This window comes from Prosthecobacter fluviatilis, assembly GCF_055388355.1.
The window spans coordinates 1082440-1096788 of record NZ_AP043782.1 but is presented as its reverse complement, the minus strand read 5'-3'; the positions used below and the strand labels follow the sequence as shown (position 1 = coordinate 1096788).

11 protein-coding genes are annotated in these 14349 nt (G+C 62.0%); 7 read left to right on the top strand and 4 right to left on the bottom strand.

Annotated elements, in window-relative coordinates:
- Window positions 1-95: 95 nt before the first annotated feature.
- A complete protein-coding gene (locus tag ACZ5WW_RS04065) occupies window positions 96-1520 on the bottom strand; it encodes a nucleoside recognition domain-containing protein (RefSeq protein WP_377167557.1) in 1425 nt (474 codons plus the stop codon).
- Between the two features lie 98 nt (window positions 1521-1618).
- Here ACZ5WW_RS04065 and ACZ5WW_RS04060 point away from each other — a divergent pair, with 98 nt between their 5' ends.
- Window positions 1619-2581 (top strand): MerR family transcriptional regulator, encoded by a 963-nt coding sequence (locus ACZ5WW_RS04060; RefSeq protein WP_377167560.1) that lies wholly within the window; start codon window positions 1619-1621, stop codon window positions 2579-2581.
- 42 nt (window positions 2582-2623) lie between these two features.
- Window positions 2624-3451, top strand: coding sequence for a fumarylacetoacetate hydrolase family protein (locus ACZ5WW_RS04055; protein ID WP_377167563.1), 828 nt, complete (start codon window positions 2624-2626; stop codon window positions 3449-3451).
- A gap of 23 nt (window positions 3452-3474) precedes the next feature.
- Here the strand turns inward: ACZ5WW_RS04055 and ACZ5WW_RS04050 are convergent, their stop codons facing one another.
- Window positions 3475-3723 carry a hypothetical protein gene (locus ACZ5WW_RS04050; RefSeq protein ID WP_377167566.1) on the bottom strand — a complete coding sequence of 83 codons (249 nt, stop codon included), beginning with the start codon at window positions 3721-3723 and terminating at the stop codon, window positions 3475-3477.
- Between the two features lie 201 nt (window positions 3724-3924).
- Here ACZ5WW_RS04050 and ACZ5WW_RS04045 point away from each other — a divergent pair, with 201 nt between their 5' ends.
- Both ACZ5WW_RS04045 and ACZ5WW_RS04040 read left to right on the top strand, forming a co-directional pair.
- Window positions 3925-4713 carry a hypothetical protein gene (locus ACZ5WW_RS04045; protein ID WP_377167569.1) on the top strand — a complete coding sequence of 263 codons (789 nt, stop codon included), beginning with the start codon at window positions 3925-3927 and terminating at the stop codon, window positions 4711-4713.
- Between the two features lie 318 nt (window positions 4714-5031).
- Window positions 5032-6615, top strand: a complete 1584-nt coding sequence (locus ACZ5WW_RS04040; RefSeq protein WP_377167572.1) for an aldehyde dehydrogenase (NADP(+)) — start codon at window positions 5032-5034, stop codon at window positions 6613-6615.
- 86 nt (window positions 6616-6701) lie between these two features.
- On the opposite strand, the gene ACZ5WW_RS04035 is transcribed toward ACZ5WW_RS04040, so the two are convergent.
- Window positions 6702-8141 (bottom strand): AAA family ATPase, encoded by a 1440-nt coding sequence (locus ACZ5WW_RS04035; RefSeq protein WP_377167575.1) that lies wholly within the window; start codon window positions 8139-8141, stop codon window positions 6702-6704.
- 196 nt (window positions 8142-8337) lie between these two features.
- Between ACZ5WW_RS04035 and ACZ5WW_RS04030 the strand changes: the two genes are divergently transcribed.
- The gene (locus ACZ5WW_RS04030; RefSeq protein WP_377167578.1) at window positions 8338-8979 is read left to right on the top strand and encodes a hypothetical protein; all 642 of its coding nucleotides are present in this window, start codon (window positions 8338-8340) and stop codon (window positions 8977-8979) included.
- Between the two features lie 96 nt (window positions 8980-9075).
- Window positions 9076-11079, top strand: a complete 2004-nt coding sequence (locus tag ACZ5WW_RS04025; protein ID WP_377167581.1) for a DUF1553 domain-containing protein — start codon at window positions 9076-9078, stop codon at window positions 11077-11079.
- A 49-nt stretch (window positions 11080-11128) separates the two neighbouring features.
- Here ACZ5WW_RS04025 and ACZ5WW_RS04020 read toward each other — a convergent pair whose 3' ends face one another.
- Complete coding sequence (locus tag ACZ5WW_RS04020) at window positions 11129-12673, bottom strand: sialidase family protein (protein ID WP_377167584.1); 1545 nt, start codon at window positions 12671-12673, stop codon at window positions 11129-11131.
- A gap of 213 nt (window positions 12674-12886) precedes the next feature.
- Here ACZ5WW_RS04020 and ACZ5WW_RS04015 point away from each other — a divergent pair, with 213 nt between their 5' ends.
- The gene (locus ACZ5WW_RS04015) at window positions 12887-14266 is read left to right on the top strand and encodes a hypothetical protein (RefSeq protein ID WP_377167587.1); all 1380 of its coding nucleotides are present in this window, start codon (window positions 12887-12889) and stop codon (window positions 14264-14266) included.
- The last annotated feature ends 83 nt before the right edge of the window (window positions 14267-14349 follow it).

The following is a 14349-nucleotide window of genomic DNA, read 5'->3' as shown; positions in this document are numbered from 1 at the left end:
TTGTGTCGTCCACGCAGTTTGCCCCTGCTCCACTGCGTTGGGGGCGGCGTTCATCTCCAATGCTGATCAATGGCCAGCATTATGGTTCCCTTGTCTCACGTGAACGCAAACAGCAGCCGCCCGAAGAAAACGGCAGCCACCATGCCTACAAAGTCTGCCGTCAAGCCTGCGACCAGCGCATGTCGGAAGCGACGGATGCCCACGCTGCCGAAATACACGGTCAGCACGTAGAAGGTGGTTTCGGTGGAGCCATAAAGGATGCCTGCAGTGAATTTCACCATCTCACTCAGGTCTGGGCGGGTCAGGATCTCGTTGAGAATACCCTGCGCGCCGCTGCCGCTAAGAGGCCGCATCAGCGCCAAGGAGAGCAATTCCACAGGAAAGCCCAGCATGTTCAGCACCGGAGCCAGCAGGTACTCCAGCAGTTGAAATGCACCCGACTCCCTCAGAATCGCAAGCGCCGCCAGCATGGCCACCAGATAGGGCATGATGCGCACCGCCACCTGAAAGCCCTCCTTGGCCCCGTCCACAAACTCCTCATAAACCTTCACACCGCGTGCCCAGGCCACACTTACTGCAAGTATGAGAATGGCTGGAATGGCCAGTCCGGAGGCTCCGTCCATCACACGCCGCCACACAGGTGGCTCCACTTTTGCCTGTGTGGCCGCAGCGGCTTTTGCCTCCTCTTTTTTGAGAGCCAGTGTCTTTTCCGCTTCAGCTTTGCGTTGTGCGGATTTTGCCAGCACGGCTGAGAGTCCAGTTTGATCCAGCACCTTATGCCTCCAGGATGGCGGACCGAGTTCGAGGGCTGAGACGCCGATGAAAAGAGTGCCGAGAAGAATCAGCCAGCGACGTGCTTTGGAGGTGATGCCTGCCGGCTTGGCTTCGCTGCTCTGTGTTTCAGTCACGGTTTCATCCGGCTGAGCCACAAAACCTGGCAGGCGCTGGAAGCTTTTGGCTGCCAGCACTGCCGCCATGGAGGCGCAGGCGGTGGCTAAAATGGTGGGGACGATGACCCGAAAGCTGTGGCTTACGCCTGCTGCGTTGAGAAAATTCATCGCCGTCATTGGGATCAAAGTGAAAGCCCCCGTGTTTAGCGCCAGAAAGGTGATCATGGCATTGCTGGCACTTTGCTTGTGCGGATTCAGTTCCTGCAGGTGCCCCATAGCCTTGAGCCCGAGAGGTGTCGCGTTATTCGAGAGCCCCAGCATGTTGGCCGAGAGGTTCATCACCATGGCGCTCATGGCAGGATGGCCGGTGGGCACGTCCGGAAAGAGCCGCCGCAGCAGCGGGGAGAGCACACGTACCACCGCCTCCAGAACCCCCGCCTTTTCCAGCAGCCGCAGCACCCCAAGCCAGAACATCATCATGCCCGCCAGCGGCAGGGCGATGCCCATGACGGCTTTCTCCGCGCCTTTCATCGCGGCATCAATGACGCTGGCATCTCCTGAGACGCGGCCCACCAGGCCGGCGGTGAGAAGTCCGATGAATAGCAGGGTGGCCCAGATGTAGTTCAGCATGTCGTGATGGAAAATGTGACAACGGTGTAGCCAGATGCGGCGGGAATGCGTAAACGTTTCTGCGCCCGCCACAAGTGGCAACTCCCATACATTTGTTCATGCCCTGTCCTATCCAGCTCGCCAGCAAACTTAGCGGTCTCAGCCAGCATGTGATTCGCATGTGGGAGAGGCGTTATAGCGCACTGAGCCCCAGCCGCACCTGCACGAACCGCCGCATGTATTGCGATGAGGCCGTAAAACGGCTGAAGTTGTTGAAGATTCTTACGGAAAATGGGCATCGTATTGGTGGCGTCGCGCGCTTGTCCACCGCAGAGCTTGAGGAGCTGGCCCGGGGGGCTGTTCCTGTCGCTCTGCCTGCACCTGCGCTTCCTGCCGATCCGACCACCCCTATGCCTGCCGAGGTGCCTGTGCCTCAGAGCCCTCAGCCTGATCCCGGCCAGTTCATCGAGGATTCCATTGCTGCCTCCAAACGGTACGACAGCGAGGGGCTACGACGTGTGTTGCTTCAGGCCAGGCTGCACCTTGGCCAGCGCGGCATGCTGCATCAGGTCATCTGCCCTCTGCTCATCCAGATTGGCAACAACTGGCGAGATGGCCAGCTTCGCGCCAGCCATGAGCACATCACCACTGCGGTGATCCGGGAGCTGCTCCTCACACCTGTGCCGGGCAGCCAGGTGCCGCTGCACGCGCCAGAGCTTGTGGTGGCCACGCCTGCGGGTGAACTGCATGAACTCGGCGCACTGATTGTGGCCGCCACGGCGCGTGATCTGGGCTGGTATGTGACCTATCTCGGGCCCAATCTGCCAGTGGAGGAGATAGCCGCCTGCGCCATCGCCAGGAATGCCACGGCAGTGGCCCTCAGTGTGGTTTTTCCGGAGAAGTGCCCGGTCATTCTGGAAAAACTGGGGCGCATCCGGGAACTGCTCCCGCCCACCATGCGCTTGATTGTCGGTGGGCGTGCAGCAGAGGGCTATCGGGACAGCATGCCCGGAGATGTCGGCATTCAGTGGGTCAGCTGTCTGCATGGATTGGACGAAGCCCTATGCAAGAATCAGCGGTGAGCCGGTTGCGCGCGGCTGGACATTCTCTAGTCTGGCTTCCTCATGCTCCTCTACCGCACCACTCAAGGCTGTTTTATCCAAACGCAAAATTCCTGGCACGCCGTGCCGGAAAGCAACTGGGATGCGCTGCTCGAAGTCGTGGGCCTCTCCGCCTATCTTGCCCAGATTGCCACGACGACACCAGCCGTGGATGCTCCTGCACCCGAATCCATCCTGGCCCCCATCGTTTCTCAGGAAGTGTGGGCTGCAGGGGTCACCTACTTCCGCAGCCGCACAGCGCGCATGGAAGAGAGCAAAGATGCCGGCGGAGGCAGCTTCTATGACCGCGTGTATGCGGCAGAGCGCCCGGAAATTTTCTTCAAGGCCACGCCGCAGCGGGTGGCTCATCCCGGTCAGGCGATGCACCTTCGCAGTGACTCCAAGTGGATGGTGCCCGAACCCGAGCTCACCCTCTGCATCAATAGCCGTGGCGAGATCATCGGCTACACCGTGGGCAATGACCTCTCCTGCCGTGACATCGAAGGGGAAAATCCGCTCTATCTTCCGCAGGCCAAATGCTTCAAGCTCTGCGCCGCGCTCGGTCCAGCCATCCTCATTCAAAACGAAGCTCCTGCACCCACCACGCGCATCCATCTGCAGATCGACCGCGCCGGAGCCGCCGCCTTTGAGGGGGAGACCACCGTCTCTCAGCTCAAGCGTACTCCCGCCGAGCTCGCGGGCTTCCTCTTTCGTGACAACACCTTTCCCACCGGCACCTTTCTCATGACCGGTACCGGCATTGTCCCTGGCGATGAATTTACCCTGCAAAGCGGCGATGTCATCAGCATCACCATCGACGGCATCGGCACGCTGGTGAACCCGATGGCGTAAAAGCCTGCGATGCCAAGCGCTGGTCACCTGTGGAATTTATCTCGCTCGATCTTCCTGCTCTGCATCTCCAGTCTACCCATTTCCATGGCTGTTGTCTCCCGATCATTAGGGGTTAAGGCATCCAGGTAGCCTCGTGGATTGATGGTGCGCAGATCAGACATGCTCATGGGCTTGGACAGGTAAGTCCCGCTGGAGGAGCAGTGGGTCAATGCGTTTGCGGCAGTGATCAGCAGGAGCATCCTGTGCATGTTTTTGCGGGGCAGGGGCTTCATGGCGGCGGGTGGCGTGTCCCCGGCTGAAACGAGATCAGCCTGACCTTCTTTCTCCTTCCGGCTGCCAAGCTCTCAGGTCCTTGGAATCACAGGCGTTTCTGCGGGGGGAACTGGTGAAGATGGGCTTCTTGGAAGGGGGAGAACTGCGGCTTGAATAAAAAATCTAGGTCTGCGTCTGAGGTTCTGGTGCATCTTCCGACCTTGAAACACGCCGCCCTCGTCCCTGCGTTTGTCCTTGTCCTTCTTTCGGTCGCGCTCGTCAGTTGCCGCTCAGACCCCACTCTTTCAGTCACCAGCAGTCTGCCGAGGCATGGGCTACGTGGAAAGACGCTGGCCATCGGCGGGCTCACGGCTCCGGGCACAAACATCTACCCTGGGCAGGAGGAGGAAAGCATCATCCTCGTGAATGCAGAGCACGAGCTGCGGAAGCACCTGAAGCACTCGCGTGTGCTCAGCATGGCGGCGGTGCAGCAGGCGGTGGGCCATGCGCCCGCCAAGTTCAGCTCAGGAGTCCCCATCATTCTCGGTAGCAAACTCAGCCCTGCCTTTATGCGCAAGGCTCGGGGTCGCGGAATCGACTGCCTTTTGTGGATCGATCTCCGCCTCAACTCGGTCGATGCCGACACCCGTCAAAACACCTTCACCCGTACCTTCAGGAACAGCTGCAGCTGTGGCAAGGTGAATGGCAAATCCTGCGGGGGCGGCTCCTGTGCCAGCGGCTGTAGCAGGTCCTGTGGCAGCTACTCCACCGAGTCGGAAAATGTGGTGAGCAAGATCGCGCGGCGCACGGTGGGTGCCAGCTACTCGCTCTTGGACACCGCCACCGGTCACGTGGTCTGGCAGGCGGAGTCCATGCTGACAAGGGGCAACGTGCGCAGCAACAGATCCACCACAGGCGTGCCGGTGCCACCCACCACGCCGCTGCCGCCCACGGAATCCGCGATCATGCTGCGCATGACCCATGCCGCGCTTGACAGGCTGCCGCAGTGATTTCAACGCCTGCCTGCGGTTGCTGGCCGCACCGGCAAAGGAGCGTAGACCTCCGATTCCGCAGCATTCCTCAATCACTCGCAGCTCCGCTCTTTCCCAAAAAGGAACTTGGTGAGGTTCGTGCGGCGTGCGCGTATCCAGAGCGGGCTGTCCGCAACCCGTGCTGTGGAAATGAGTTTGGCAATCCGCTGCACCTCTCCAAACCCTTCTCTCACTCGAACGACCTGCTGCGGACTCGGAGGTCCGCGCTCCAAGGCGGGTTCTGTTCACGCACGAATGCTGGACTAGCTCGCATTTCTCTTTAGAAACTCCCCAACCATGACACTCACCGGACATCACTTCATCGCAGGCCGCGAGGCGGCTCCCCACGGCCATCTGTTCCACGCTTTCAATCCTACCACCAGCGCCCAGCTTGAGCCCGCCTACGGTGATGCCACCCATGCCGAGGCTGATGAAGCCATGCAGGCGGCGGATGCCGCGTTTGACGCTCTGCGCTTAGCCACACCTGAAACGCGTGCGACGCTGCTCGACACCATCGCCGAAGAAATCACCGCTCTGGGGGATGCGCTTTTGGAGCGTGCGCATGCCGAGTGTGCCCTGCCGATGGCTCGTCTCACCGGAGAGCGCGGTCGTGCGATCGGACAGCTCAAACTCTTTGCCGCCCTGATCCGTGAGGGCTCCTGGGCAAATGCCTGTGTGGATCATGCCATTCCCGACCGCCAGCCGCTGCCAAAGCCGGACGTGCGCCGCGTCATGCTGCCCATCGGGCCCGTGGTCGTCTTCGGGGCGAGCAATTTCCCCTTCGCCATCGGCGTCATCGGCACGGACACGGTCTGCGCACTGGCCGCTGGCTGCCCCGTTGTCGTCAAAGGGCATCCTGCACACCCGGGCACCTGCGAAATGCTCGCCCGTGCGGTTCTGAATGCCCTGCACAAGGTGGGTCTGCCCGCTGGCTGCTTCTCCCTGCTGCATGGAAAGGGCAATGACATCGGCACCACGCTGACGAAGCACCCTCTCACCCAAGCGGTAGCCTTTACCGGCTCCCTGCGCGGTGGCCGTGCTCTGATGGACGTGGCCGCCGCTCGTGCACATCCCATCCCTGTTTACGCCGAAATGGGTTCTGTGAACCCGGTCTTCGTGCTCCCCGGAGCGCTCAAGGAGCGTGCTTCGAAAATCGCCGAGGCCTATGTGGGATCGGTGACGATGGGCGTGGGCCAGTTCTGCACCAATCCCGCCGTCGTTCTCGGCCTGAAGAGCGAGGAGCTGAACCAGTTCATCAGCAACGCCGCAGCCCTCGCGGGCAAAGTGGCCCCCCAGACCATGCTGCATCGTGGTATCTGCGAGGCCTATGATGCCGGCACCGCCGTGTGGCAGACCGTGAAGGGGCTGCAGCTCGTGGGCGAGTCGGAGACTCCTTCCAGCGAAACCGCCTCCCAGGCCGCCTGTCGCATCTTCACCACCACCATCGACGTGCTGGAGTCCAATGCCGAGCTGCGCCGCGAGGTGTTTGGCCCGTGCTCCATCATCACCCAGTGCGCCACGCTCGAAGACCTCCTGCGCTATGCAAACAGCCTCGAAGGCCAGCTCACCGCCACCATCCAGGGGACGGAGCAGGACCTGCGCGACTTCGCCCCGCTTATCCGCGTGCTGGAGCGCAAAGTGGGCCGCATCATCTTCAACGGTTTCCCCACCGGCATCGAAGTCTGCCCCTCCATGCACCACGGCGGCCCGTACCCTGCCGCCAGCCATAGCTTCTTCACCAGCATCGGCACCGGCAGCATCTACCGCTTCGTCCGTCCGGTCTGCTACCAGGGTTTCCCGGAAGAGGCGCTGCCAGAGCTGCTTAAAGACGCCAATCCCCGTGGTGCCATGCGCATCGTGGACGGCGTGATGGCTAGGTAGGGATGGCGGTCTCAGTGGGTCCTATACGTCGTATAGGACCCATTCGTCTTATTTGTCCTGGTCACGTCAGCCTTGGGCGGCTTCTCTTACCGCTCCTTCTTCGTATTCGAGGAAGGTGCGTTGAGGAACTTGCGCATGTCGTTGAAGATGCTGTTGGGGCCCTCCTGGGCCTGCGCGTGGGTGCGAACACCTTCAAACCACTCCTGGGTGCTGGGGGTGTGAGCCTTGGCTACGGCGAGCAGGAGTTCCAGCGTGATCGGCACGGGCTGCCCGGTGTGAATGGCGGCGGAAAGAGCCAGCTCTGCGGCGCGGTCAAAGACCCATTTCAGGTCGGCTCCGGAGAAACCGTTGGTGGCCTCGATCAGTTCGGTGTTGTCGAATTCGGCAATGGGCTTGTCTTTGGCCAGCAGTTCAATGATCTGCGCACGCGCAGGCGCGTCTGGCGGGGCCACGAAGATGGCCTGGTCAAAACGTCCGGGACGGCGGAAGGCGGGATCAAGCGCCCAGGGCTGGTTTGTGGCACCAATGACGAGGATGCGCTGGTTTTCGCTGCGGATGCCGTCCATCTCATGCAGAAACTGGTTCACCAGATTGCGCATCTGGCTTTCACGGATCTGCCGACGGTCCATCGCCAGGGAGTCGATGTCGTCAAACACCAGCACGCACGGGGCGTTGGCCCGTGCGGTTTCAAAGATCTGGTGCAGATTCCGCTCGGTGCTTCCGAAGTAGGGGTCAAAGATCTCGTGCAAGCCCACGGAAAGGTAGTTGCAGGGCACTTCGCCAGCGACGGCGCGGAGGATCAGCGTCTTGCCGCAGCCTGGGGGGCCGTAGATCAGGATGCCACCGCCGGTCTTACGGCCATAGGCTTTGTAGAGATCAGGGAACTGCAGGGGGTAGGTGATCTTGAGGCGTATCTCCTCTTTCAGCTCCTCCATGCCGCCCACATCGGCAAAAGTCACATTGCCGCGCTCGGGATCTCCCGGGGCGTAAAACGTCTCGGGCCTCCAGTCAAACGGAGGGTCATCAAAGGGATCATCGAAAAAATCGTCCTGGTCACCAGCGCCGGACATGGGGGCTTCCTGAGTGGGCGGCTCTGGAGCGGGGGCTGGGGCGGTTTTGCGGGCATCGCGCGCTGTTCGGCCCAGCTCGCGCTCCAGTGCTGGGTCGCTCATGGTGCCGTCGATCTGTGCCGCACGGTCAAAATGCTCAATGGCTTTGGGGCGGTCGCCTTCGCTCAGATACACGCGGCTCAGCAGCAGGTGGGCCTGCGCGTTGGTAGGTTCCAGAAAAATAACCCGCTCGGCACGGACAGCAGCCCCGGAGGTGTCTCCCTCCATGAACAGAACCTTGGCGATGCCCAGCATGGCATCGGTCTGGTCTGGATCCAGCTCCAAGGCGCGGGAAAAGACCTCCCGGGCCTCATCCAGGTGCAGTTCCTCGAGACAGGCACGACCATAGAGCAGCAGCAGCGAAAGGTTGTTCGGTGACTGGGTCAGAGCGTCGCGGAGTGCGGAGGAGGTTGGCATGGGTTTGATAGATAGACCGCCGCAGGCGCAGTCACGCTGAGATTTAAGTCCGCATGAAGCATGCCGCCAATGATTTCTTGAGACAAGCCAGACCCTTCCGAGCTGTCTTCAAGAGGCAGGATGGCAGCTCCATCAGGCATGTTTGAAAGTTGGCTGTAACAGTCTGCGTTGTTTGGGGTTGTTGCCTTGGATGACTATGAAAAGCTGTTTGATGGTTTTGATGTCTCTGGGAGTCACCGTCTCGGGTGTGGCAGAGGATATCAAGGGGGATCCCTTGCAGTCGCCTTCCATCGTTTTGTGTCTAAGACCATTACGGCTGGCGGAGCAGCCCGGATTGCCGGAAGCGGTGGAAACGGTGAGGAGGCTCACAACGGTCGCCCAAAAGCAAGAAGGTCTGCCAAAGCGTGCCGTAGAAGCGCTGGTGCTCATTTTTACCGATCTTTTCTCGCGGGAGCATGAGCTTGCTGCCGCAGAGAAGGCCCTGGCTCTGGCTGAGCGGCAGGCGACGGCCAAGGAGTTGCTGGCCACGCGTACCGAGACCGTCGGCAGCCCGCTCTCCGGGCCGAATCCACGGCTGGCGGCGATGTATCGCAAAGAAGCGGCAGCCACCCGGAGTGCTGCGACCCGGCGGCACGAGGTGGCGCTCAAAGTGCTCAAGGAGAAAATCGTCGCCTACAACGTTTCCGTGGGCTACTTCCAGTCCCAAGGCAGCACCGATGTTGTGATCGCGCTCGCGAGCTCGCTCTTTGCCGTTGTGGACCGCCACCTCCCGGGGTTTGATTTCAAACCCACGGTGTCACGCGAATGGCTTGTCAGGCAGAAGAGCCTGCAGGCTTGAGGTGGCACGGGTGGGGCGTCGTGCGCGCGAAGCCGTGGCTCTCCAGGCAGCTCTCTTTTTTGGAAAGGCCCGAGCCTTGAGCCGTGTACTCTGCCAGTGCGCATCTCCTCCTCAAGACTTGTCTGCCTGGCCGTGCTGCTTCTTGCCGCTGCGGGGAAGGGTATTGCCAAAAAAGATGATGGGCCCAAGCCGGTGCCGTGGTCCTTTGCGCCGCTGAAGCGCACCCCGCTGCCGCAGGTGCAGGACAAGGGCTGGCCGCGCACTCGCATTGACTACTACATCCTCTCCAAGATGGAGGCCGCCGGGCTGAAGCCTGCGCCACGTGCCGACGGGCGCGTACTGCAGCGCAGGCTGTCCTTTGATCTCACGGGGCTGCCGCCAGCGGAGCAGCTTTCCAGCGACGGCTCTAGTGCTTCTGCCCCTGAGCTTTCGGCGGAGCAGGGGATTGCTGGCTGGAGCCGCCGGGTGGATGAAACCCTGCGCAGCCCCCACTACGGCGAGCGCTGGGCACGCCACTGGCTGGACCTCGCCCGCTACGCTGACGAGACGCCGAACTGGCTGGACTCCACGAAGTACTCCTACCTTTACCGCGACTGGGTGGTGCAGGCGCTCAATGAGGACATGCCCTATGACCGCTTTGTGCTGCGTCAGCTTGCGACTGATTTCCTCCCGGACAGCAAGCCGCAGGATCGTGTGGCTTTGGGCTTCATCGGCCTGAGCCCCACGTATTTCAAAGAGCTGCAGCTGCCTCCCGAAATCATCAAGACCACCGTCGCGGATGAATGGGAGGAGCACGTGGACGCCATTGGCCGCACCTTCCTCGGCCTCACGCTGGCCTGCGCCCGCTGCCATGATCACAAGTCTGACCCCATCACTGCGCAGGATTACTACGCGCTGGCGGGCGTCTTTGCCTCGGTGAAGCTCTCCGAGCTGCCGACCATGAAAGACGAATTGTGGAAGCCTGTGGCCAAGGCACGCAGCGAGGTGGCCGCGCTGGAAAAGCAGATTGCCGATCTCAAGAAAAAGAAGCCCGCAGACCTGGCAAAGCAGATGCAGGAGTGCGAGGCCAAAATCACCGCCATCAAGAGCACGACACCCCACTTCAATATGCCCATGGCCAATGCCGTGGAGGAGGCCGCGCTCTACGTCGTGAACAAGGAAAAAGAGCACGGCACCAAGCTGGATTACAAGATGGGCATGGCGCGGGATCTTGAGCTGATGAAGCGCGGGAATCCGAACGACCTTGGCGAGACCGTGCCGCGCCGCTTTCTCTCCGCCTTCCCGTCCAAGACCGGCCTTCCGCGCAAATTTACCACCGGCAGCGGCCGCCTGGAGCTGGCACAGGCCATCACGGAAGATGCCGCCCCGCTGACCGCACGGGTCATCGTGAATCGTGTGTGGAAGCACCATTTTGGGCGCGGTCTGGTCGATACTCCCAGCGAGTTCGGCAATCTTGGTGAAGCCCCCACACACCCTGAACTGCTGGACGATCTCGCAGGCCGCTTCATGGAGCACGGCTGGTCGCTCAAGTGGCTGCATCGTGAGATTCTAAATTCCGCCACCTGGCAGCAGAGCAGTGTGGCTGCCGTCTCTGAGCAGCGCGATCCCGAGAACAGGCTTTACACCCGCATGCTGCGCCGCAGGCTTGACTGGGAATCCTGGCGCGATGCCATCCTCAGCGCTTCAGGTCAGCTCGATCTCACCCTCGGGGGGCCTGCTTCAGCCGTCAGCGCCACGACCAACCTGCGCCGCTCGCTCTACGGAGCCGCAGACCGTCAGGACATGGACCCCATGCTTCGCATCCATGATGTGCCAGATCCTGGCGCGCACAGCCCGTGGCGCACCGAGACCATTACCCCGCTGCAGGGATTGTTTGCTCTGAACTCCCCCTTCATGCAGCAGCAGTCCGCCGTGCTGGGGAAGTGGGCTATGGCACACCGCCTGGAGGATGTCTATGCGCGTCTGTTTGGCCGCAAGCCAAGCGCACACGAGGCCAGTGTGGCGCAGGCATTTGTCAGCGGAAGAGAGAAGGACTCCGCCGTGTGGACGCAGTACGCTCAGGCGCTGCTGGCTGGGAATGAGATGCTGTTTGTGGATTGAGCTCGAGCCCGCTGATCAGCGGTGAGGCTGGTCAGTTTGTGCGCGCCCACTACTTCTTCTCCGCGCCCTCCGGCGCTTTCACAACCGATACCAGCACCGAGGTATTCGGAGCCTTGCCGGAATAGAACGAGAGGTAATGCGTGTTCCCGATTACCGTGGCGTTCACATTGCCCGCATCATATGCGATCTGGCTGCCTGTGGCGATGGCTTCGGATGCGGGCCAGAGCAGCGGATGCTTAAACACTTTGCCCGGCTCCACCACGCGGCGGCGCAGGATGCCCGCGCGTCCCCGCTGGTAGTAGTAGAGGCTCAGCAGTCCGCTCTTCTCATCGAGAATGAGGCTCGGGGTGGAGGCTGCAACATCGCTGATGTTGGTCTGCTTGCGCGTCCACGTTTTGCCGTAGTCGGTGGAGGTTATCTGAAACTGCGAGCGCACGGTGCCCGGCCCGCCCATCTCTGTGCGTGCTATGCAGAGGATCTTGCCGTCTCCGAGGTACACGGCGGCGGGTTCGGTGGGCCACTGATCTTTGGGCAGGCCGGTCTCCACCGGGGTTTGCGTCCAGGTCTTGCCATCGTCCTGGCTGGTTACCATGCCCCAGGCGTTGTCAGAATCTTGGCCATAGTTTCCGGCAAACCACAGCGACATCAGGCCCACGGTGGGGACGGAAAACACGTCCGTGATCTGCACGGGCCGTACGTCGAGCTTGGGCGTGGAGATGAGGGTGAACTTTACCCCGTCCGTGCTGCGGTAGAGATCTTGGTGCCACTCCTTGCCCACACGGCGCACCCACAGCAGCATCGCGCCGGTGGAGTCCAGGCCCTTGCCCACAGGCACATCGCCGTAGCCGGGGGAGTCGGCCACCAGCGTCTCAGCGGTCCACGTTTTGCCGCCATCGCTGGAGGTGCGTGCATAGGTGGCGCGGGCGTCTTCGCCAATGGTGTGGCCTGAGCCCCGTGTGTAAACGCACACCAGCTTGTCGCCCAGTGCCTGGAGCATCGGCCAGGAGTTGTAACCGGGGGCGTCCTGTACCACCAGCGGCTTGGCTGGCGCTTTCAAGGGCGTCACCTTCACCATCGCCAGTCCGGTGGGACGGGTGAAAGTATCTGCGGGGTCGCCGGGCTCGCGCTGAATGCGCACGGTCAGGGGCGCAGCGGGCAACACCTCGTAGTAGGTCTCAAGCACGATGTTACGGGAGTGCAGCGGCTCAGCGGGCAGCGCAGTGCGCACGGGGTCACCTTGCAGATGCCTCGCCGTGAAGGGTGCCCCCTCGATCATCTGGGAAAGGTGGACGCGGTAGACATCTTCAAATGCCGGGCTCGTCTCCGCATCGGTGGAGGTTACGGTGATTTCCACCCGCACACCACCGCAGTCGCGCGGCAGGCCGCTCACCACGCCGCACACGGACTGCCCCTCCGTGCCGCCGGACATGGACCACACCGGGATGTGTGTGGAGCCGCTGGACATGAGCACAAGTGATGGCTTGCCCGTGGCGATGGAAAGCTGGCTGGCGCTCAGACAAATCGGGGCGTCTTCCGCGATGGCGGAGCTGAGCTGGGCTGAAAGGAGCGCGATGGAGAGAAGAGCACGATGCATGCGGAAGGTGTCGGCAGGAGCGGGCCGTGGTCAAGAGAGGCTGAGTGGGTAATGGCTTGGGGAGCGGCACGCATCGCTTTGCCTGCTTCAGCCGGCTCAGAACGCCGCCTCCGTAAACTTCCGGCAGCCTGAAGCTTGAAACGCGGCTTCATCCTTTACACCCGCCCATCTGAGACCATGATGACAGCCCGTTTTTTTCCCCGACCACCTGTAATGACCACGAAGCTCGATCCCAAATTCCTTTCCCTCCTTGCAGACACGGCGCAGAAACTCCAAGCGCTTGAAATCCAGCCCCGTGTGCTCGATGAAGCCGCGCCGGAGCTCACCGCCACAGCGGCGGAGCTGAGTCAAAAATTGATCGACTACACCACGCAGCTCACCGCCGCTATGGAGGCAAAGGTGGCTGCCGACATCGCAGAGCGCGAGGCTGCCAAGGCGCAGGCGCTGGCCGAGAAGGAGGCCGCGCGCCTGGCCGCGCTCGCCGAGAAGGAAGCCGCCCGCATCGCCAAGGAGCAGGCCGCTGCCGCTGCCAAAGCGCAGGCTCAGCTGGAACTGGAGGCCATGCGCGCCGCCGCCGCTGCCATCAAGGCCAAGGAACTGGCAGAAAAGGAGGAAGCCAAAGCCCGTGCCCTGGCTGAAAAAGAGGCCGCTCGTCTGGCCAAGGAACGTGAAGCCGCCGAGAAGATCGCCGCCAAGGAGCGCGCCCAGGCAGAACGCCTGGCCGCCCTGCTCGCTGCTGCCGAAGCCAAGGCACAGGCGCTGGCTGAGAAAGAGGCTGCCAAAGAGGCCGAGCGCCTCGCCAAAGAGCAGGCCGCTCTCGAGAAAGCCGAAGCCAAAGCCCGCGAGCAGGCCGAGAAGGAAGCCGCCAAAGAAGCCGCCCGCCTTGCCAAGGAGCAGGCCGAAGCCGAGAAGGCCGCCGCGAAGGAAGCTGCACGCATTGCCAAAGAACAGGCAGAGGCAGAGAAAGCCGCCGCCAAGGAGGCTGCACGCCTGGCCAAGGAACAGGAAGCCGCCGAGAAAGCCGCGGCCAAGGAGAAGGCCGAGGCCGAGAAACTGGCCGCCATGCTCGCCGCCGCTGAGGCCAAGGCCGCGCTGCTTGCCCAGAAGGAGGCCGAAAAAGCCGCTGCTGCTGCTGCCAAGGAAGCTGCCCGCCTCGCCAAAGAGCAGGCAGATGCTGAAAAAGCCGCCGCCAAGGCCCAGGCTCTCGCGGAAAAGGAAGCCGCCAAAGAGGCCGCACGCCTCGCCAAGGAGCAGGCCGAAGCCGAGAAAGCCGCCATCAAAGCCCAGGCCGAAGCCGAGCGTGAAGCTCTCCGTGTTGCTGCTGCCGAACTGAAAGCCAAGCAGCAGGCTGAAAAAGATGCCATCCGGATTGAGAAAGAAAAACGCGCCGCCGAAGCCGCCGCCGCCAAAGCCGCCCAGGACGCCGAACGTGCCAAGCTCACCCAGGCCGAGGAAGAAGCCAAAGCCAGACGTGCTGAAGCCCGAGCCAAAGCCATCGCTGAGTACGAAGCCAAGCAGAAAGCCCGCCAGGCCGCTGCACTCGCCGCCATGCAGGCAGACAAAGCCGCACTCAAGGCGGAGACGAAGAAGTAGGGGGCTCTGAGGAGTCGGCCATTCCACAAGGACAGCCTTGTGGATTCGGCCTATCCTGTGTGAGACTCTGTGTGCGGGGTGCG